The sequence below is a fragment of the Dyella sp. OK584 genome, from assembly GCF_057787755.1.
Window position 1 is genome coordinate 3184822 of the sequence record NZ_CM173542.1, and the last position, 21231, is coordinate 3206052.

Annotated in this window: 20 protein-coding genes; 12 read left to right on the forward strand and 8 right to left on the reverse strand. The window is 59.6% G+C overall.

Features of this window, described 5'->3' with window-relative positions; translation table 11 throughout:
* Positions 1-5 precede the first annotated feature (5 nt).
* From AC3CBN_RS14325 to AC3CBN_RS14335, 3 genes are all read right to left on the reverse strand, one after another.
* On the reverse strand, positions 6-1169 hold the full coding sequence (locus AC3CBN_RS14325) for a WD40/YVTN/BNR-like repeat-containing protein (RefSeq protein WP_488633686.1): 1164 nt from the start codon (positions 1167-1169) through the stop codon (positions 6-8).
* Between the two features lie 1133 nt (positions 1170-2302).
* Complete coding sequence (locus AC3CBN_RS14330; protein WP_488633687.1) at positions 2303-2836, reverse strand: peptide deformylase; 534 nt, start codon at positions 2834-2836, stop codon at positions 2303-2305.
* Positions 2829-4013: a diaminopropionate ammonia-lyase gene (locus AC3CBN_RS14335; RefSeq protein WP_488633688.1), complete on the reverse strand. Its 1185-nt coding sequence runs from the start codon at positions 4011-4013 to the stop codon at positions 2829-2831. The genes AC3CBN_RS14330 and AC3CBN_RS14335 overlap by 8 nt, the downstream gene beginning before the upstream one ends.
* Positions 4014-4446: 433 nt before the next feature.
* Between AC3CBN_RS14335 and AC3CBN_RS14340 the strand changes: the two genes are divergently transcribed.
* The 11 genes from AC3CBN_RS14340 to AC3CBN_RS14390 all read left to right on the forward strand — a co-directional run bounded on the left by AC3CBN_RS14340 (position 4447) and on the right by AC3CBN_RS14390 (position 14192).
* On the forward strand, positions 4447-4794 hold the full coding sequence (locus AC3CBN_RS14340) for a hypothetical protein (protein WP_488633689.1): 348 nt from the start codon (positions 4447-4449) through the stop codon (positions 4792-4794).
* 119 nt (positions 4795-4913) lie between these two features.
* A complete protein-coding gene (locus AC3CBN_RS14345; protein ID WP_488633690.1) occupies positions 4914-5147 on the forward strand; it encodes a tautomerase family protein in 234 nt (77 codons plus the stop codon).
* A gap of 23 nt (positions 5148-5170) precedes the next feature.
* Entirely contained in the window at positions 5171-5356 is a 186-nt protein-coding gene (locus AC3CBN_RS14350) for a DUF1737 domain-containing protein (protein ID WP_488633691.1), read from the forward strand.
* 142 nt (positions 5357-5498) lie between these two features.
* Positions 5499-6608, forward strand: a complete 1110-nt coding sequence (locus AC3CBN_RS14355; protein ID WP_488633692.1) for a serine hydrolase domain-containing protein — start codon at positions 5499-5501, stop codon at positions 6606-6608.
* Between the two features lie 181 nt (positions 6609-6789).
* Positions 6790-7476, forward strand: coding sequence for a glutathione S-transferase family protein (locus tag AC3CBN_RS14360; RefSeq protein ID WP_488633693.1), 687 nt, complete (start codon positions 6790-6792; stop codon positions 7474-7476).
* A 558-nt stretch (positions 7477-8034) separates the two neighbouring features.
* Entirely contained in the window at positions 8035-8409 is a 375-nt protein-coding gene (locus AC3CBN_RS14365; protein ID WP_488633694.1) for a cupin domain-containing protein, read from the forward strand.
* A gap of 13 nt (positions 8410-8422) precedes the next feature.
* Positions 8423-9688, forward strand: a complete 1266-nt coding sequence (locus tag AC3CBN_RS14370; RefSeq protein ID WP_488633695.1) for an alpha/beta hydrolase family protein — start codon at positions 8423-8425, stop codon at positions 9686-9688.
* Positions 9689-9700: 12 nt separating this feature from the next.
* Positions 9701-10708 carry an asparaginase gene (locus AC3CBN_RS14375; RefSeq protein ID WP_488633696.1) on the forward strand — a complete coding sequence of 336 codons (1008 nt, stop codon included), beginning with the start codon at positions 9701-9703 and terminating at the stop codon, positions 10706-10708.
* Between the two features lie 21 nt (positions 10709-10729).
* Positions 10730-11224, forward strand: a complete 495-nt coding sequence (locus AC3CBN_RS14380; protein WP_488633697.1) for a MarR family winged helix-turn-helix transcriptional regulator — start codon at positions 10730-10732, stop codon at positions 11222-11224.
* Between the two features lie 345 nt (positions 11225-11569).
* Positions 11570-13153 (forward strand): DUF885 domain-containing protein, encoded by a 1584-nt coding sequence (locus tag AC3CBN_RS14385; RefSeq protein ID WP_488633698.1) that lies wholly within the window; start codon positions 11570-11572, stop codon positions 13151-13153.
* A 13-nt stretch (positions 13154-13166) separates the two neighbouring features.
* Positions 13167-14192, forward strand: a complete 1026-nt coding sequence (locus AC3CBN_RS14390) for a saccharopine dehydrogenase NADP-binding domain-containing protein (RefSeq protein ID WP_488633699.1) — start codon at positions 13167-13169, stop codon at positions 14190-14192.
* Positions 14193-14445: 253 nt separating this feature from the next.
* Here the strand turns inward: AC3CBN_RS14390 and AC3CBN_RS14395 are convergent, their stop codons facing one another.
* The 5 genes from AC3CBN_RS14395 to AC3CBN_RS14415 form a co-directional block, all read right to left on the reverse strand.
* Complete coding sequence (locus AC3CBN_RS14395) at positions 14446-15075, reverse strand: LysE family translocator (RefSeq protein ID WP_488633700.1); 630 nt, start codon at positions 15073-15075, stop codon at positions 14446-14448.
* A gap of 114 nt (positions 15076-15189) precedes the next feature.
* Positions 15190-16710 (reverse strand): glycoside hydrolase family 71/99 protein, encoded by a 1521-nt coding sequence (locus AC3CBN_RS14400; RefSeq protein ID WP_488633701.1) that lies wholly within the window; start codon positions 16708-16710, stop codon positions 15190-15192.
* Between the two features lie 56 nt (positions 16711-16766).
* Complete coding sequence (locus AC3CBN_RS14405; protein ID WP_488633702.1) at positions 16767-17021, reverse strand: hypothetical protein; 255 nt, start codon at positions 17019-17021, stop codon at positions 16767-16769.
* A gap of 314 nt (positions 17022-17335) precedes the next feature.
* The gene (locus tag AC3CBN_RS14410) at positions 17336-17815 is read right to left on the reverse strand and encodes a hotdog fold domain-containing protein (protein WP_488633703.1); all 480 of its coding nucleotides are present in this window, start codon (positions 17813-17815) and stop codon (positions 17336-17338) included.
* Positions 17816-18797: 982 nt separating this feature from the next.
* A complete protein-coding gene (locus AC3CBN_RS14415) occupies positions 18798-20201 on the reverse strand; it encodes an aminotransferase-like domain-containing protein (protein WP_488633704.1) in 1404 nt (467 codons plus the stop codon).
* Positions 20202-20299: 98 nt separating this feature from the next.
* Between AC3CBN_RS14415 and AC3CBN_RS14420 the strand changes: the two genes are divergently transcribed.
* Complete coding sequence (locus AC3CBN_RS14420; protein WP_488633705.1) at positions 20300-21223, forward strand: DMT family transporter; 924 nt, start codon at positions 20300-20302, stop codon at positions 21221-21223.
* The last annotated feature ends 8 nt before the right edge of the window (positions 21224-21231 follow it).

The following is a 21231-nucleotide window of genomic DNA, read 5'->3' on the forward strand; positions in this document are numbered from 1 at the left end:
CGCAGTTACGGCTTGTCGACTTGAACAGGTGTTGCAGCTTCTGTGGTCGCCGGCAGTTGTTCGCTGGTGTACTTATAGACATCCGAACCGATCGCGAACGCCGTAAAGTGCTTGCCATCGGGCAGGATGCGGAACTTGTTGATCACGCGCCCCATATCCACGTGCGCCCAGTGTGCGCCACCATCCGTCGTTTCAAATCCGCCCTTGTTGGTGCCGACCCAGCCCAGGTCAGGGCTGGCGAAGCCTACGCCATACTCAGTGACCTGCTTGTCGTCCACCAGTGGTAGCTCTCTCCACGTCTTGCCACCGTCCGTGCTTTTGGCGAGCCAGCGTTGGGTTACGCTTGTATCCGTGTCGTAGTTCTGGATCGTGGCATAGCCTACGCGCCGCGACGGGAAGTAACCTTTCCAGATGAGCTCGCTTGGCCTTCTGGATTCATAGGCGTGTCGCCAATGAGCGCCGCCATCGTCCGTGGTGATGATCACGGCGTGCGACTTGGCCAGATCCGGATCCGAGCCGCCGAATATCACGCCGTGCCTGGCATCGAAGAATTTGACGTCCACGATCATGGCGATCCATGGCGTCATGTCGATATTGGACCAGGTCTTGCCACTGTCCACGGAACTCAGCAAGCGAGCGGGCCCACCAACGCGTCCAGCGGCGTGGATGATCGAGCGCGTCTGATCATGCGTATCGGGGCGAAGTATGTCGATGGCGCAGATGCCCTGCATGGCCGGCCCTGGAATGTTGGACACGGCACTCCAGTGATCGCCGCCATCCGTCGTCTCGTACAGCGGCGTGCTGTCCGTTACGCCAGGAAAGTAGCCGGTGCCGATATTTCCAGCAAAACCATGACGGACATCGACCATGCCGATGGCACGAAAATATGTACCAGGCTGCTTCAGAACGTTCTGCCAGTTGCGACCGCCATCGGTGCTTCGCCAGATATTGCCCTTGCCGTTGACGTAGAAACCGAGGTCCTGATTGACGAAATAGATGTCGTCTTGCTTGCCCTTGTAAGGCTCGGTTGGAAGTTTTTGCCAATGACTTCCTTCTTGAGGTGACAAGGGCGCGTCGTTCGTTGCAGCGATGCCTTGGCCGCAACCGGCTACAAGCGCCGCGAGAACAAGGGGGCGGGCGAGATGGGTAATGAACGCGTTGTTCGACATGAAAGGGCGCCTGGCTTGGATTCAACACTTTCCCGGACAAGCACAGGAGGCTTTTAGCCGTGGCATCTTCCGGTTCTGATGGGTCGCGTCATCAACGGAGCCAGCGCCTCTTCGTCACCAAGTACGAAGACTCTGTGCGTGCGCTGCCAAAACGCTGATACGTTTCTCGGTTACGACTCGAGCGCGTGGCAGCTTACATAGCGTGACGCGCTTGATCCCGTGCCCATCGACACATGACTGATGGCATGACAGTCATTCCGCAGTGCACGATTTGCGAAAGCCGGCGCCTTTTAAAAAAAGAAGTGCGGGCGCAAGAGTTCGCGCTTATATCTTCTACCGATCGCCCCTGCAGCCGACAGTTCGCGCGCGGTGCATCGCACCATCGCCTGGCAGTTGGTTGGCGAGGCCAGATCGCGAACGCATAAAGCGAACGTCCCTACCGTAAGTCGTGAACGAAAGATCGAGGCTAGTGAATCCTCACCAATTCGCATTCTTAGGTATCGAAAAACGCGCGGACGGCTATTCGTTCGGCGGTCCTTCGAACAAGTGCGACGTTTCGCAGGGTTTTGCGATCAAGTATTTGCGATCATGGCCGAACACTGATCGAGACTGTCGCGCTCAAGAGCCGCGACGACTTCACGAATGCACCGTGCTGAAGGTCGTCAAAATGAAGCGACTCGCACTTGGCGGCCCAATCGATCTAGTGAGCTCGGCGAGCCGGCGACGTATAGAGGGGCCACGGGTCTGAGGCATCGCATCGCCGACCCAGCTAAGGCACAAGCGTTCTCATGCGGAGCTCACTTCCCGGACTTCCTCCAATACGCCGCCGGGAGAGGGAGGTGTTGAGTTGCATCGCAAAGGCACGCCTTAGGCCACTGTCATCATTGAAGCCACAGCGATGGGCGACTTTTCCGGGATTCGCGGTGAGTTGCTTGGTTGCCAGGTTTGGTGCCGACACCACCCATATCTGGGCAAGGAGCCTGGGCGCATCAGCGCTCCTGTTGACCATGCCGCGGAATCGTGCGGGAGGGGAAATGCCGACGCCGGGCGACATGGGCTGCGCGCGATGGCGACCCGTGCCAGGTGCGGGCCGCAGGGAAGCGACTATGTGTGGACGTCCCGAGCCGGCAGGCTCAGCCAGTGAGGTCGTAGTCCACTGAGGCAATGGTCGGCTGCGCATATTCTCGCGCATGTCGTGCGATCACGCCCCAAGCCGGCAGCATGCGATCAGTCAACAGGATGCCATCGAGATGATCGACCTCGTGCTGAATGAGCTCGGAAATGTCTTCGGGAACGCGGCTCAGGCGTGCGGGCTGCATGTTCGAATCGAGATATGTCATGGACACTGAGCGGTGGCGCTGAACGCGTACGGCAATTTCCGGCAGACACATGCAGTCGTCCCACACTTCGAACATCTCGGGGCTAGTCCATTCGATGACCGGATTGATGGCAAACACCGGACCAGCACCGAAGTCAAACGCGATGATCCGTTTCGCTACTCCCAACTGGGGAAGGGCGACCGCTCGCCCCCAGCCGTGCGACGACTGGAATGTTGTCAGAGCGTATGAAAGATCGGCGATGTGGGTCGTGAGGTCCTGGTCAGCGGGCCCAACGAGAGCGCTTATCTGGCGCAAGCGCGGATCGCCGAGGGGGAGAATGTCAAGCATGGGAGGATCCTGGCGTGGGAGTGGGGGTGGCATTGATACGAATCAGATCGTCATAAGTGGCCTCCTCGGTAATGAGCACTAACGCTCTGCTCTGGCTATCGAGGCGTAACGCTTGCCTTGCCTCCGGCGAGCGCATGACAGCCGCCAGCCCAGCAAGCCCCGCGCAACCCGACGGGCTGGTGGTGATGCCCAGGCGCGCCAGCTTGTCCTGTGCGTCGAACGTCTCCGAGTCAGGCACGGCAACAAATGCATCGGCAATGCCTTCAAGTACACGCCAGGCCACCGGCGACGGGCTGTAGCACTCGAGCCGCCCCATGGCGGTGCGCTCAGTCGCAGGTACTGTCATGAGCTTGCCGTGGCGGGCACTCTCAAGGAGGCAGGCGGCTGCCTCCGGCTCGACGACGATCATGCGGGGACGGTTCGGCCCAAGGCACTGCGCAAGATGGCCGGCAATGGCGGCGGCCATTCCGCCCACGCCAGCTTGAAGAAATACATGTGTGGGGCGTGCCTCGGCGGTTTGCTCCAGAAGCTCTGATGCCATGGCGGTATAGCCGGCCATCACGTTGATCGGCGTTTCCTCGTATCCCTCCCACGAGGTGTCGGAGACCACGTGCCAACCTTCGACTGCCGCGCGTTCGCGGCATACCCGGACGGCCTCCTCATAGACACCATTCACGTATTCGATCTGGGCGCCGTGCCTTGCGATCGCGGCAACCTGGTCATGAGGCACACCGTCATAGACGAAGATCACGCTGCGCGCCCCGATCAACGCGGCGCCGGCGGCAACGGACCGGCCGTGATTGCCCGCGGTGGCGGTGGTAACGGTCAGTCTTGGCGCGGCTTCGACTCTCTTCTCAAGAAGCTCCTCTACATCAACGCAACGACCAAGCTGTTGCGACGCAAGTTTTGCGGCAAGAACCAGAACCGCATAGGCGCCGCCAAGCGCTTTGAAACTTCCCATGTGCAGGCGGAATCGCTCGTCTTTCGCAACAATTCCCGCCACACCCATGTCGATTGCCAGGGTGTCGAGTTCGTGGATCGGCGTTGGTTCGTAGCCTGGGCAGCGTGAGAGTAGCGCGCGCACACGCGTTGCAGTCTCCGCGCCGAGCGCATCGGCTGCCGCCAGTGAGCGTTCGTATTGCGGGACATCCAGGCAATGGTTAAGTAGCCATTTCATCGTTGGAAGAGCTCGGTAAATTGTCCTACGGACGTGCGCATCTCTGCGATTCGTGGTTTGTAGCGATCCCCTCCGTCAGGGAATGGCTGAGCATGGACCTTCATGCCATGCAAACGTGGGAGAGGTGCGGTGCGATCCGTTGCCGACGGGGGAATTCATCGGAGCTTGCATAGTCATGCCAAGCACCTCTTGCAATATGTATAAGTGCTGTTATAAATCTGCGGAAAATGACTTGCATGTGCTTAAAGTCATGATTCCATTCTCATGATTCATGCATTTCGTGCGGCAGCGATGGCGTCCTCCGTGACGGATCATGCCTCGTTGACGGGGATGTAATAAGCCATCTATATTTTTCCGATGAAGACGCCAACTTTGCTGGGTGCACTAGCTCGTCATCTCATCGGCGCGCTGGACGCCGATATTGGCGATGCCCATGAGCGCCGAGGCTCAACTACGGTCCGCGCTTCACGCCTGTGCTCAAGGCGCTACTGGACCTCGGCTCGTCGTCGATCCGTTCCATCGCCACACAGCGCGCATCACGCCTTCGGTTGCCGGCCAGGCCGTTACCCAGACGAAGAAGCAGAATTCGGTCAATCAAAGTAGTGGCGACGATGAACGCCGACGAATCGTCAAGCTCATACCGTTGGTGCATCGCATGATGCCCATCAGCGAGCGCTACTTGGCGCCGAAAAACATGGTGGCTGACGGACTGGGCTGCGAGTTATCCGTCTCGCTCTCAACGATATTGCATGAAAACATCGTGGCACTCATGCGGCGTTAGTTTGCTGATCGACTTCGGGCGGCCAGCGAGACATTCGCTCGCAAGGGCGCCAAAGAAAAAGCCAGGTTGGAAGAGGGTATGGATTCATTCCGCCCACGTGCCTGAAAGAGGACACAAGCATGCCGATTGTTACGATCCAGATCACCCGTGAGGGCTCGTCGCCTGACCGGGTGAGCGTTACTGCCGAGGAAAAAGCGGCACTTATCAAGGGGGCCAGCGAGTTGCTTCGGGACGTCCTTAATAAGCCACTCGACGCGACGTTTGTGGTGATCGAAGAAGTCGACACCGAGAACTGGGGCTGGGGTGGTCTTCCGATCAAAGAATTCCGGCAACGTGGAGCGGATTTGAAATGAATCAAGCCAAGAGGAAAAACGACATGTCGACCCCGCCATCAGGGCTTCCCTGCTACCGCTTGCTCACTGGCAGGGACGATGACTCCTTTTGTCATCGCGTATCGGCAGCGCTCGCCCTGGGTTACCAGCTTCATGGATCGCCAGCAGCAACCTTCAACGGCGAACATGTGGTGGTTGCACAGGCGCTGATATGGCCGGATCACGAATAGGCCTCGCAACACAACAACAGCCTTTCTCCACCGGCAGTGGTCTGCGACTTCCGGCACATGGATTCGTTTTTTCATCCATATATAACAGTCCTTATATAACATCTCGCGATTCGATTCCCACCATGCCGCTCGAGACGAAGACATGATCAGAATGCTCAGTGCAATCACCTTGCTAGCCCTCGCCATGCCGGCCTTCGCTGGAGACCAGTGCCTGGTGGAATCGGCCGGAGGAGCGGAGGCGAACGCAGGTATCCACGGGCAGATCGTGCTTTCCACGCTCTCGCGCAATGGGGTGCATGACACCAAGGTCATTCAGGGGAAGTCATCACCCGGAACGACATTGACCGGTCACGAAGGCTTTCGAATCGCCAGCATTACCAAGACCTATGTCGCGGCGACTGTACTCAGGCTCTGGGAGGACGGCAGGATCGACCTTCAGGCTCCCATCAGCCAATGGTTGCCCTCAGATTGGCTGGATCTTTTGGTTCGCGGTGGCTACGAGCCGACCAAGATGACCGTTCGCCAGGTGCTGAGTCATACCTCGGGACTGGCCGACCACGCGCAGGCGCCGCAGTTCATGGAGACAATCAAGGCGAATCCCCAGACAACCTGGTCACGATCGGGTGACATTCAGCACCTGATCGATTGGACTCACCCGGTGGGTCTACCAGGCGAGAAGTACTCCTATTCCGACACGGGATATGTCTTGTTGGGGGCGATCATCGAACGCGTGACCGGAGAGTCTTTGCCTAAGGCCGTTCGCACTGAGCTGGAACTGGACAAGCTCGGCCTCCCCAATACCTACTGGGAGCAATATGAGCCTGCGAATGGACGCGAGCGAGCGCATCAGTGGTACGAGGGTATTGATACGTATGCCTGGAGTCCGACCATGGACTTGTTCGGCGGCGGCGGCCTGGTTGCCACGACTGAGGACCTGACAACGTTTTTCAATGCGTTGTTGGATGGCAAGATTTTCCGGCATGCCAAAACACTGGCGATGATGGAATCGAGCGCGGGGCTGCCCGCGGGCAGTCCCTATCGGCTAGGTGTCTTTGCCTACGACTTTGATGGCGTGGCTGCGATCGGGCATTCGGGATTCTGGGGAACCATCGTTGCGGAGGAGCCGATTTCCGGACAGACGATTGCCGGCGCGGTGACCGATCGGTCGGACTATCCGCGTCTCAAGGCCATCGTCACCGGTTACCTGCACCAGGCGGCGGGGCAGGGCGCGCACCCAGCATGCACTAAGTGACGATTTGAAGCATCCCGTTTCACGGCAGGCCAATGTGAGGGGCCGTTACCGGCTCCTCATGGGGCTATCGTCGGAGCTGTCGATGACGCGCACAAACGCGACCGGGCAAGCGACTACCATTGACCCCGCACCGCAGTGGTGAAGTTTCCTTGTCTGCCAACATGGCACCGCAGGTAAGACCGTGATCCTATATTCAGGCACCCGCAATGCGTCCAGCTGGTCTTTCCGCGCCTGGCTGGCACTTACGGAAGCGGGCATTGCATTCGAAGAGCGCACGGTGGATCTTCGGTTACCGCAGAGGCATGCCGAGCTCGCGCAGATCGCCGCCTTTTCTCCACCCGGCGCCGTGCCGGTACTCGTTGACGGACAACACGTCATTTACGACTCGCTGGCCATTATGGAATACGCCAACGACCTGACCGACGCAGACTTGCTTCCGAGCAATGTGAAGCTTAGGGCTGAAGCGCGCTCGTTACTGGCGTGGCAACATGAAGGGCTGTCGAATATTTGCCCGCGACTTTCTTTTGAGAGCGCTTTCTATCCAGTACGCCGTGCCATGACGGCGGACGAAATGGCAGGCGCAAACCGTCTGTTCAGTACCTGGGAAGCATCACTTGCTCGGAGCGGTGGGCCGTATCTCGTAGGCTCGCTAAGTCTTGCCGACCTGGCTTTCGTTCCAACGCTGGTGCGCGTTCTTGCCCACGTGGAAACGCTGGACAGCTGGCCCCGAATCGCTGCATGGTCATCGCGCTTGCTGGCAAGGGGAAGTGTGCAATCGTGGATGCATGAAGCGACATCCATGCTGCCGGTCGAGCTGGCTGACTATTGGGAAGATGCACACTCAATACTTCCGCGAGTGCACGAATAGTAGAGCGATGGCAAAATATCGGATGTCCAGCAGCGAGAAAGATCTCGCACACGGAGGCACCGTGTTCTTGGATCGCGACTTTCGATCGGACGCCAGGCCGGGCACGTAAAACCATTCAACGGCAACTGGGCAACGCCTGACGCGGTGACCGCACCTGCGACGCGGCAAATGCGCCACTCCCAAAAAGTGCACAAGCGACCAATCGATCCACCAGCTGGCCACGATCAATGCGGTTACGCCGTAGATGTCATGACCTGCAGGGTTACAGGGCCGCCATGGCTCAACGCGAGGGCCTGACGCAGAGTCAGTTCGCAAACGCCAACGTGAAACGATCTGAAACCTTCGTAGTGATGAGCCTGGTGAAGATATTGCTTCAGGTGCGTATCGTTTGCGCAGCGACAGGTATCGATGGGTGACCTGTCCGCGACCGCGACCAATGGCATATGGCGGGCAGATACCTGTCCATTTATAACAGGCCTTATACAGATTTTGGTCACGGAGTCATGTGAGCGTGGCCGCCTCCCCCCCCCCCACAACTGGTCGGAGCATTCGACTGTCATGAAACCGAAGATTGAGAAAGTCGCAATTGACGAGAAGTTCAGCCTATTCAGCGAGCATTGGCGCCCGAAAACGGTCGCATCGATGAACGGGCAGGAAGTGAAACTCGTCAAGGTCCAGGGCGTTTTTCCTTGGCACACCCATGAACACGAAGACGAAATGTTCATGGTCTGGCGCGGGGTCTTCCGCGTCGAATTCCGCGACTTCATCGTCGAGTTGAGCGCCGGCGAGATGGTGGTGGTGCCGCACGGCGTTGAGCATCGCACTGCGGCCGATGCAGAGGCGGAGGTGCTGATCTTCGAGCCCGCCGCAACCCGTAATACCGGTGACGTTGAGGATGACGTCTACACGGCGCCAGACAATGTTGAGATCTAAGCAGGAGACCGTAGTGAAGAAGTGGGCAAGTCTATGTTTCGCCGGAGCGCTCGCGTCTGCCGCAAGCGTGGCCGATGCGACCTGCGCCAGTGGCGTCTATGGCAACGCAGCCAATGACCGCGTCGTCATTACCAACCCGATTGGCTCGACCGGACCGCGCTACACCTTCCTCGATGGGCGCAAGGACGCAGTCAACGCCGACGGCGGCCTGGTGCGCTGTGAGAACAACGTGGCCAGCGTGAAAGGGGCGGACGGCAAGTTCGCGACGTGGAATCGAGTGGAGATCAGCGAGACCCCCGTGCACTTCACCAGCCACGACACCAAGTTGTCGGGTGTGTTGATGGAGTCCAGGCACCCAGTCGGCAAGCCGCCGTTGGTAGTCTTCGTTCATGGCTCGGAACGATGGCCGGCGATCGGCTTCTACTATCCGTACGTGCTCGCAGCGCAAGGTCTTTCTGTGTTGGTCTATGACAAGCGCGGCACTGGCAGTTCCGAGGGCGACTACACCCAGAACTTCGAACTTCTCGCCGACGACGCCGCTGCCGCCTTGAACGAGGCCCGGAGGGTGGCGGCGGGTCGTTACTCCCGTGCGGGCTACTTCGGCGGCAGCCAGGGTGGTTGGGTGGCGCCTCTCGCTGCCAAGCTGGCCCATGCGGATTTTGTCGCAGTCGGGTTCGGGTTGGTGCTGACGCCGCTGGAAGAAGACCAAGAGCAGGTGTTCAAAGAGCTGCGAGAGAAGCATGCGGACGATGAAACACTAGCCCATGCGCGCGAAGTCACCGATGCCACCGGCGCGGTCATAGCTTCGCATTTCACCGGCGGCTACGACCTGCTGGCCCAGGCAAAGAAGCGCTACGGATCAGAGCAGTGGTTCAAGGATATCCATGGTGAGTTCACCGGACGCATCCTGCACGAGGATGAAGCCGACCTGCGCCGGACTGGTGCGGCGCGGATGGACAATCTGAACATCATCTGGCGCTACGACGCAGTCAAGGCCATTCGCTCCCTCGATATTCCGCAGCTGTGGGTACTCGCCGGCGAAGACCGCGAGGCGCCGGGCAAGGTGACGCGCGATCGCCTAGTCGACATGGTCCACTCTGGCAAGCCGATCGATCTGTATGTATTCCCGAAAACGGATCATGGGATCTACGAATTTACCGAGGATGCCGATGGCAAGCGCCATTTCACCCGCGTCGCCGACGGTTACTTCCGTTTGCTGGGCGACTGGATCAAGCAGGATGTCCAGCCGCCGTATGGACGGGCAGAGCAGATTCATTGAGGGAATGGGTGCATGAATCCGGACACATCGCGACCGAAAGTCGCCGTCATCGGATGCGGCGGCACCATTTCCTCGATCGGTGCATCACTGACCGATCTGATGGACTATCCCGAGCGCGGCAGCAAGATGAGCATCGAAGAGATGCTCGGACGGCTACCCGAGGCGGCGCGCATCGCCGAGCTTGTGGCGGTGCCGTTCCGATCCGTCGGGAGTACCGACCTCACATACGCTGATTGGCTGGACCTGGGGGAAACCCTGCGGCGCTTCGCTCGCGAGCAGCCTGATCTCGCGGGTTTCGTGATTGCCCATGGCACAGCCACTCTCGAAGAAACTGCGTTCTTTCTGGACCTCACCCTCGATATAGAGCAGACCGTGGTTCTGGTCGGAGCGCAACGCCCCTTCAGCGCATTGAGCTCCGATGCGCCGATGAACCTCTATGGCGCCGTCCGGGTGGCAGGTGCGGCCGCGTCACGCGGGCGTGGGGTCCTGGTGGCCTTGAACGATGGCATCTTTGCCGCGCGCGATGTGGTCAAGACCAGCACGCTGCGCCTGGAGACGTTTCGATCGGGCGATCATGGTGCGCTCGGCGTTATCGACCCGGATGGCATTCATTACTATCGCCGCTCCGAGCGACGGCATGCGCCGCACGGGCGGTTCATTGCTCCCCCCGCCGAGCTCGCACGGGTCGATATCGTTTACTCCTATGTCGGTGCCGATGAGACCTTTATCGAGGCGGCCATAAACAAGGGTGCGCGCGGCCTCGTCTCGGCGGGGCTGGCACCCGGTATCCCCACCAAGGCGGAAAGGAAAGCGCTGGAGGCGGCGATCGCCGCAGGCATCGCCGTGGTTCAGTGCTCTCGCGCGGCCGGTGGGCGAGTCGCGCGCCGCGCCTATCTCGAGGAAAATGGCTTCATTGGCGGCGAGGACTTCGGCCCCCAGAAGGCGCGAATCCTGTTGGCACTGGGTCTGAGTCGGAACAGCGACGTCAATGAATTGCGTAAACTGTTCGAAGAGCACTGACGCCGTTACGGGTGTCCATCCATGGGGGCGACGATGAAAGCGAAAAAGCCGATGCTGGGAACGCTGCTGCGTCACCTCATTGAAATACTCGATAGCGCGGTCGATGAGGCCTATGTGGAAGCAGGCCTGGACTACCGTCCGCGGTATACGCCGATAGTGAGGACCTTGCTGGATCTCGGGCCATCGACCATTCGGGCGATTTCCGAGAACGCCGGCCTGTCTCATTCCGCAGCCAGCCAGACGGTGGCGCAAATGGCTAAGCAGGGCCTGGTCAAGGTTCGCAGCGGTGACGAGGACGCGCGTGAACGGATCGTCGAACTAAGCGCTGCGGCCAAGAAAATAGTGCCCGAGTTGGAGCGCTTCTGGGTGGCGACAGCGAAAGCTGCGAAGTCGTTGGAGAAGGACCTGACTGTTCCTCTCTCGCAAGTGCTTCAGGATGCGATTAACGCACTTGAGAAACGCTCGTTTGCCGAGCGGCTGAGCGATGCGCAGCGCAGTCTGGTGAAGGCGCGCTGAGGCGCGCCGTCTTTAAAGGTTGCATACACCTTTGGCACATGGCGGCATTGCCTTGCCCATATATAACAGTGCTAATACATTGTGCGCGGTATGCCGGGCTGACGCTGCTTTGACCGGCCCCGCTTCCATTGATGGAGAACTCCGATCGTGTTGAGAAGTATTGCGCTCGCTGCAGCGATCTCGCTGACGCTTGCCTCACAACTGGCTAACGCCGAATCCGCGCATGGGCCCAGCACTCCGGCCTGGATTACCCGCAGCAACGCTGACGCGCAGATCCTGCTGGACGTCACTGCACGCTTCAGCCCTGAGGATGCCTCCGATTTCGGAGCGGCCAAGTACGACACCATGGTGGCTGACCTCAAGCCGCAGGTCAGTGAGAGGACGCGTGAAGCCCTTTCGGGCGCGCGTGCCACGCTGGAAACGCGCATGAAAACGGAGAGGGATCCCAACGTCCGTCAGGACCTTGCGATCCTGATCGAGCAGATTGACTTGCAGGTTGAGGATATCGACCTGAATGCGAAGTACTTGCTGCCGTATACCGACGTCGGCCAATTGGTGTTCGACGGCGAGTTCGTCCTGCTCAAGGACGAGGTCGATGCCAAGCGTCGACCAGCCGCGATCGAGCGCCTGAAGTGCTATGTCGGCATGACGCCGGGTTGCGAGCCGATCGCCGAACTCGCCAAGGCGCGGACGACCGAGCGACTCAACGACAATACCCTGTTGGCCCCGTACAAAGGTGAAGTCGAGCAGAAGCTGGGCAAGACCGAAAAATACATCACCGGGCTGCGCAAACTGTTCGCGAAATACCAGATGGCGGGCGCCAAAGAGCCGCTGGACAAGCTACAAGAACAAATGAAGGCCTACGACGCATGGGTGCGCGAGACCGTGCTGCCGCGCGCCCGCGGCGACTTTCGGCTGCCGGAGCCTGTGTATGCCCACCGCATGAAGCAGTTCGGCCTGGATGTGGATCCACACGCTCTGATCAAACAGGCCATGCTCGAGTTCGCTGAGACCCGCGCGGCCATGCAGATGATGGCGCCGGTCGTCGCCAAGGCCGAAGGTATCCCAGCCACCGATTACCTCGATGTGCTCAAGGGTCTGAAGGCGAAGCAACTGGACAAGGATTCGGTGCTGCCGACCTACAACCGTGTCATCGCTAATGTCGAGGACGCGATCCGGAAGCAACGAATCGTTGAGTTGCCGCAGCGAAGCATGCTCATCCGCATCGCTTCGGATGCCGAGAATGCAGCGATCTCGTCGCCGCATATGGACCCGCCTGCTTTCATCGACAATAAGGGTGAACGGGGCACCTTCGTTTTGGCAACCGGCCATCCAGGCAATGGAGGCGACGCAGGCGAAGCCTACGACGACTTCACCTATGAAGCCGCGGCCTGGACGCTAACCGCGCACGAGGGGCGCCCCGGTCACGAGCTGCAGTACGCGGGAATGATCGAGCGTGGGGTGTCTATGACGCGCGGCTTGTTTGCCTTCAACAGCGTCAATGCGGAGGGTTGGGCGCTTTACTCTGAGATGGAGATGCTGCCTTACGAACCAGCAGCCGGGCAGTTCGTCGCCCTGCAGTTCCGCTTGCTGCGCGCCGCGCGTGCGTTCCTTGATCCGATGTTGAATCTGGGCCTGATCACACCCGAGCGCGCCCACGCCGTCCTGGTCCACGACGCCGGCTTCTCTGAGGCATTGGCGAAGCAGGAGATCGATCGCTACACCTTCCAGTCTCCGGGGCAGGCGGCGGCGTACTTCTATGGTTATTCCCGAATCGTGCAGCTGCGCCAGAGTACGGAATTGACCCTGGGCGAAAAATTCGACCGCAAGGCTTTCAATGACTTCCTGGTGGCGCAAGGCATGTTGCCACCGAACCTGATTGCCGATGCGGTCCGCACCGAGTTCATCCCGGCGCAAATGAAGAAGTGATTGGAGTAGACGTATGAATCCCAAGATAAACGTTGCCATTTATGGTGCTAGCGGGCACACCGGCCAGTTGCTTGCCGCGGAGCTGGTCCACAGAGGCTACGTTCCATTGCTGGTGGGACGAGACAAAACGGCGCTTGAGCAGGTTGCTACTGGTCTGGCCGGAAAGGCGCTGATTGCAGTCGCCGATGTGGACGATCCCTTGACACTGGACGCCACGTTGATGGGGATTGATGTGCTGATCAATTGCGCCGGTCCACAGAGTGATACGGCCTATCCATTGGCAGCTGCCGCCATCGGTCGCGGGGTCCATTACCTGGATACCAATGCGGTCGAGCAGCTGACCGCCAAGCGCCTGTTCGATGAATTGTCTGATGCCGCCCGCATGGGCCATGTAGTTGTCGTGCCGGGCCTGGCGACATTTGGTGGCCTCGGCGATATGTTGGCAAGCCAGGCGGCGCGCGGCCTCGATTCAATCGCTGAGGTCACCGTGAGCTACATAGTCAGGGGCTGGATCCCGACTCGCGGATCGCAAGCCACCGCACGCAAAGCGCAAGGCACGCCAAGGTTGATCTTTAGCGAGGGCCGGTTTTCGACGAACGTGGATCCACCGAGCATCGATTCATTCGATTTCGGTCCGCACTACGGCGTGCTCGACGTCATCAAGAATTATCCCGATGTCGCAGTCGCAACGATTCCCCGGCACGTACCGACGCAGCAAGTGGCTGTGCAAATGACCGTGTCCACCGTGCAGGAATTTCGCTCCCAGGACCCGGAGGAGGCAGCGACGGCCGCGGCTCACCTGCGCAAGCAGACCGAGTTCGTTGTCGTTGTCGACGTACGGCATGGCAGCGGTAGAAAGCGACTCACAGCGCGCGGTACGGATATCTACGGCTTTACTGCCATCATGATGGCGACCGCTGTCGAGCGTATGGGCCGCGGTTTCGACAAGGCCGGAGTACTGAGTCCAAGTGAGGCCTTCGACCCAGCAGAGTTTCTCGATGCGCTGGCGCGTCGGGAGTTGGATATTCAGGTCGGCTGACCGCGAGGCCTGCCTGTATGTCGCTGAGTTGGGACTTAATCAGAGCAGGCTGATCCAGTTTGTCGGGACCTGGCGTGGGACCGCGGAAGTACGTTCCGGCCCCTGAGGGCCGGGAGGCGGCGCCGTATTCGATTGCATTGCGCACGTGGCCAGGATTGCAGATACGAGCACCAACACAGGCAGGCGCGCTGCCTGCTTCGCCACCGGCGCCATGAACTCCAGCCGGGAAACGGCAGTGAGGGAATCGCGCCGCTCAGTGCGGATGCCGCAACGCCAGGACGGCACCGAATCCCAGCAGGACGCCGCCGCAGATCCGATCCATCCAGGTGCCCATCTGCGGTTTTGTCGAAAGCAAGGTCTGGATTCGTCCACCAAGTGTGGCCAGCACCATTGACCAGCACAGGCCCGTGGCGATGAAGCTCAGTCCCAGCACGAGCAGCGCCAATTGCGGATGGGGCGTGTGCGACGACACGAATGGCGGGAGGAATGCCAGGTAAAACAGCGCGACCTTCGGGTTCAGCACATTGGTGAGTAGCCCCTGCAAGAAGGCCGCGCGCGGACCCTGGCCTTGGGTCGTCGCCGGCGTATGCGTTGCCTGACGACTCAGGAGCATGCGCAGGCCGATCCAGCACAGATAAGCGACACCCAGGTATTTGAGTACGTTGAACGCGAGTGCTGAAGTCATCAGTAACGCCGAGAGCCCGACGACAGCGGCCACGGTATGGATCAGGCACCCGGCATTGATCCCGAGCGCGGCGGCGACGCCAACCGTGCGGCCTTCGCGGCTGCTGCGGGCGAGAATGTAGAACGTATCCAGCCCCGGAGTGAGATTCAGGGCGATGCAGGCAATGAGAAAGGCGCCGAAGTGTTGAATGCCGAGCATGGATGAAAATCCCTGGGTCAAGGCGGGCCGCGCCGGCCACCAGGTCGGCACATATGCATAAGCACTGTTATATATAAAGAAAGCTGCCCTCACACGTGCCGAAAGTCGTATCGCCTAGGCCGGGGCGCCATCTTCACCCGCACCCAGAATGCCCATGCCACCCCAATACGACGCATCCTGCACCAGCGGATGGTGTGTGACGGCGGTCGGCGTCTGTATGAACAGCGAAGCCCCATCTCTGGTCGCAAGAACCCGAATGACACCCTCGGCCAAAGGCGTTACGTACCGGCAATAACCCGCAGGTGCCGTGTACGAGGCGATGACGACGTCATCCGCCAATACGCTGACCGGCGTTGGTGCCTTGAACCACGACGTCACGTCAATGATATCCACGGGCGCGGACGACACGGGGCGCGGCACCATGAGATTCTGGATCGCACCATAGGGGTCGACGGGGTAGCCGCTCCAGCTTGGTTTGTCATTGCAGAAATGCGGGCGGTGCATCACGAAGAAAGAATCATCGGGCTCCCACAGAGCCCCAGTGCGCCATAACGATCCAAGCCGTCGCCAAAGTTCGATAGGTACCATGCCCAGGTTGCGCGACGGATAGAAAACCGTGCACTCCGCTGGATCGTTCCATGTCTCCAGATCAATCCAGTCGGCGTTGGTGTTGACCGCGAGTTGGGTGCCATTGACCAGCGTGATGGTGCCAAGCACCTCATCGAATACTTTCGCTTGAGGCACCGCATCCTGCAACGCCACGTTCTGCACCCAAAGTCGACCGGCGGCACGGGCACCGCTCGCAAAACCCGGCTGCCCGGACGTGGCGGGATTCGTGCTCGCCGCTGCGCGACTACCCCACGAACCTACGGCGTAGGTGGCCGGCATCGTGTGAAATGCCGTCGTGAAACTCAGCATGATGGGCACGAAAGCAATGGATATGGGAGGGGCCAGGCTCCCGTCTGCATTCATGGTTGGCATATTCAACATATCAATCACCGCCTGCCACCAATCAACGCTTTTCAGCTCCGGCCGGTACGGAGACAGCACTACGCGACCATCGTCCAGGCGCATGGTATTGGGCATGGCGGCATAGCGCTTTATGCATTCGACAAACTGCTGCTGCGTGGCGCTGCCAATGGATGCGCCCATGTCAGGCATCATGCGCATCAGAAAGGTGGGATCCTGCAGGTAGGCGCCTGTCCAGAGATCATCCATGCGGGGAACGTGGATGCCCTGATAGTTGGGCATCCACATGGCAAAGCCATCCAAGCCCGCTTGTCGGGCCGTGGCGACATCCCACATCGCATCGACGATCTGATACGTCAAATTCGGGTCGTTAATGGGCGCCCGGAACAACGGCCTGTTTCTCGACAGCCCACCGTATGACGAATGGATTCCGCCATCGCCGGCGGGGGCGAGATACGTCGTGTCGTAGAAATCCGGTGCGGGAGCATTGTTGAAACTGCGCAGCCCGGCGGTCATGAAATGAGCAAACGCGAGACGGCCTGGCGGCGCCACGGCGTGGCTTTGTCCGAACCAATGATCGGCGGGACCGGCAACAGCACGCAGACTGGCAGCAAGCGCCGCCACGCTCGCGCCCTGCAGAAATCGTCTACGGGGTATCGAGGTCATTTGGTGAGTTCCTTTCGGGAGTGGGTGACTAAAATGAACTGCAGCGTGCTTCAGCCTCAAGAACCTTGAGACGCCGGTGCCAAGGCAGTGTCCTTAATGCGCAATCCCTGTTTCGAAAGCGCACCAGGAAGCTCAGCGGCATCGAAGGCCTGAGCAGGGCTCAGCACACCAGACTTCTCCATGCCTTTGGCCAACAGTCGCTTTGCCGCGAGCTGCTCAACGGCATTGCCCCTGGCGATCGGCTCCGCGGCAACCAGTTGCCCTGTATGCCCACTCGCGCCATAAACCACAACGTTGGTCGTTAAGCTCATTCGTCGCTCTCGTTGTCGTCGTTTCCAAAGGCATTCGCGCGTTGCGGAGCCGGGGACGGTGTTCTCGCTGTCGTGGCCACGCCTATACGGGACTCGCTACCGGCTTGAGCCGTGAATACGACTATCGGCATTCATATATATGAGTGCTGTTATATTTGGCCAAACAACACTCCGCCATAGGCCATAGGTATCGCCAATCGGTCACTCCGGCATTGCTGTTTGCGCAAACCGCCTTACACCCCCGGAAATAGGACGTCGGATCGGCGAGAAAGGTGACAGGGGGCCTGATCACCTGAGTTATGAGCGTACTCGACTCAATCCTGTTGCGCCTTCTTCTTTCTCATTGACAGCCGCATCGTTATGGCAGCATGGAAGACAACTTCCGCAGAGGAATTCTCGGCGGTGACTTCCACCACGTAGTCTCCCGGTGAGGGCCCCATGATTCCTTGCGGCTCGGCGGTTACGACCAGGTCGGTGGTCGCCAACTTGCCGTAGCGAGTCACCATTTTTATCGGAATCCAGCGAAGGTCGCCGGGTGTCGATGCATCGGTCATCATTCCCGCAGCGAGTTCCGCCGCGTTGCATATCGCGATGGCATGCACTGTGCCCAGGTGATTGAGGATGGCGCGGCATTTGCGAAGCCTTACACAGCATCGGCCCGGTCCCAACTCCTCAATCAGTGGACGAATGCTGGCGAAGTAGGGCGCTTTCCAGCACACAATCCGCGAGAACAGCCACTTGCCTAACGGCAGTGGTGCAAGACGCTCCCACACCGACATTGCTGACGTACTCATTCCACCTCCATCGAAATCGCCTGGGCGCGGATAGCGGGGGAGGCGACCGCAAGGCGCGTTTTCTCCCTAGGTTGGCGCGGCTGAGAAAAATTTGGGACGCGATCGTCATCCGTGGGCAACGTCCGCAGAAGTGATGGCGTGAAGTCAGCCAAATGGAAAGATCTGGGAGACATGTGCTGCGACAAATCGATGGCGGTCGCCAGCGCAGGGTCCGCAGGCAAGCCTCGAGCGGAAAAATCGATGGGATCCAAGAGTCGTCTCACAAAAAGTCCTTTCCGGGGGTAATGAAGACCGTACCGCCTGAGGCGTGGCCCGCATCAAGGACGTTCTCCGCCTGAATTATGTGACAGCACTTATATAATATATATACCTTGCCCACCTGAAGTGCGGCGAGCTGGCCATCGATGCATGTCTGCTCGATGTAGTCCTGGCAACTTGACCATCAGCCTTGGCACGAAAACACCCCTCAGTATCAGTGTTGTGTACAGCGATGGGGCTCGAGTGCCTCCTATCCCGTAGAGGTCTGATAGCGTCTTTTAGGATCGGACGAGATAGACCAAGCATCGCTTTATCGACGAGTTCAAGGCCGAGGCAGTGGGGCAGGTCAGCGAGCGCGGCTACACCGTAGGCGGCGCTTTTGTTCGGCGGACTAATGTGTCAGTTCCGCCTTGGTTCCAGCACAGGGGCAGGACGGGCGGTCGACTGGAGCGCATGGAACTCGATCGATAAACCCAGATCATCCCGGGATGGTGCAAGAAAGGAGGCACCGGCAGAGCCGCCGCTTCGCGCAACCGATTTAGATCGCTGATGTTCAGCGGCACACCAGGCGAGTCCACAAACGATGATGCTGAAGTCACCAGCACCAGACCAGCCAAATATTCCATTAGGCGATCATGATGAGACGGCGAGTGTCTTATTTCCTGGGAAGCCCAGTTGCTGGAGCGTTTGCCATGGCGCATCAGCGTCGAAGCGCTGAGGGTCTTCAAGAAACTTGGCGCGACGCCTGTTGCCCGAGCCGCCTCATCGCCACGTCCAGCTCATTGCTCCAGGGCAGGCCGCAGCTCAGGCGCAGGCAATCGGTGTAATCCCCCCGGCTCGAGTACAAAACTCCCGGCGAGGTGCCCACTCCAACCTTAAGGCCCGCCTCGAATAGCCGATGACCATCGCCACCGGGTGGTAGTTGCAGCCATAGCGACAGACCACCGCATGGCTCGCTAGCCCGAGTGCCCGTTGGCCAATGACGTGCAATAGCTTCGTGCATGCGTTGCGCATTTTCCGCAAGAGTACGGCGCAAGCGGCGCAGGTGTCGTTCAAGGTCGTGACGCTGAAGATAGTCGGCCATCGCCAGCTGGGGCAGGTTGGCGCTACCGATGGTCGAAAAGTATTTGGCACGCACTAATGCATCGGTCCAGGAGTTGCCGACCAGCCAGCCAAGGCGCAAACCGGGTGCCAACGTCTTCGAATATGAGCCGCAACTTATGACGATGCCATGCCGATCCCAGCGGCGTAGCAGGGACGGACGCTGGCCCGACCAGGCCAGCTCACCATAGACGTCATCCTCGATGATCACCGTGCCGTGACGTGCGCAGCTTTCCACCAGAGCTTGCTTGGCAGCGTCGCTCGTCAGGCTGCCAAGCGGGTTATTGAAATTTGGAACCAGCACGGCTGCGCGCACTGCATGCAGCTGTAGCAGCTGCTCCAGACGCGTCACATCGATGCCATGGGCCGGGTGAGTGGGCACTTCCAACACCTTGAGCCGCAATGTTGCCACCGCCTGCAGGATGCCGTGATAAGTCGGTGTTTCCAGAAGAACCACGTCGCCCGGCTCTGTGATCGTGCGCAAAGCGAGGCTGATTGCCTCCATGGCACCCGCAGTTATCACGACCTCATCCGGCGACACGGCAGTGCCCACTTGCGCATAGCGCTGCACGATCTGTCGTCGCAAGGCCAGCTGACCTTGTGGTGGCGCATAGTCGAATGCCGCCGTGCCATGCCGCATGCATCGGGTCAGTGACATGGCCAAGGCCGATTGCGGTAACAGAGCGGCCGCAGGCGTGGCGCTATGCAGCGGTAGCAGATCGCTGCGGGCGAGCATGTCCAACACGCCTTCTAACGCTGGATTGCTGACGATACGCGGCGCCCGTTGCCGAAGCGGTCGCCCAGAAGGTAGTGGAGGAGTAGTCGCGCGGACAAAATAGCCGGAGCGTGGCCTCGCTACCGCCAGCCCCTCGCGCTCAAGCTGCAGACAGGCCTGCACGGCAGTGGCGATGCTAACCCCGTAGCCCTGTGCGAGTTGCCGAATGGATGGCAACTTATCGCCGACGCGCAGCGCGCCTTGCGCAATCTGCGTGCGCATCTGAGTCGCCAGGTGCTCGTAAAGAAGCATGCCTTTTCCCATCTGTACCGGTCCACATCTATCTTATCTGGATCTGTACTGGCCTTCTCGGCCCGCATACGCTTGGCTCCCCGTCTGAAAAAAGCGTCATGCATCCCTCACCCGTTCGCAATGGCCAGCAAGCAGCGCTGGGGCAATTGCTGCTCGGCGAACTGCTAATCGGTTCGGTTGGCGTGTTTGTACACGAAAGCGGCGAAAATCCAGTCACAGCCGTCTTCTACCGCTGTTTGTTTGGCGGACTCTTTCTGCTTGGCTGGGGGCTGGCTCGTGGCCAATTGCGCGGCTTATGGCGAGAGCGCGCACTATTGCGCGGTGCACTCGTCAGTGGCGTGCTTCTGGTACTTAACTGGGTGGCATTGTTCGCCGGTATGGCGCGCTCGTCCATTGGCGTAGCGACGCTGATCTATCACTTCTTCCCATTCGTGATGATCATCCTGGCTGCGCTGTTGCAGGGAGAGCGTACGCGCCCGGCCGATTTGGCGTGGACGTTTCTTGGTTTCGCGGGTGTAGCTTGCTCAACGGACCCCATGCGATTGTGGCGAGATGCTGATCCTTCCTATCTTGTGGGCATCGGTCTGACCCTGCTGGCAGCGGTGCTATGTGGCGCATCGCTTTTGATGTCAAGGCAATTGGGACGAGAGCGTCCATTTGCACTGGTGATGTTGCAGTGCTGGGTGGGTGTTGCCATGTTGGCCGGCTTCTCGAGCTCTCATGTGTTTCATGCCGGTCCGCATTGGTTTTGGTTACTTGGACTTGGTGTCATCCACAGCGGCGTGGTGTACGTCCTGTTCTATTCGGCCTACCCCAGGTTGCCGGTAGTGACGATCGCCGTTCTGGCATTTGTCTACCCGGTGGTAACGCTCATGCTGGACTACTTGATCTATGGACACCGCCTGATGCCAGTGCAACTTGCTGGCCTTGCGCTCATCGTGCTTGGCACGCTTGGCGTCAATTTGAAATGGCGTCTATCTTGGCCGTCACGCCAGCAGGCAGGTGGACTGCCTCCGTCTTAAGACGCTCG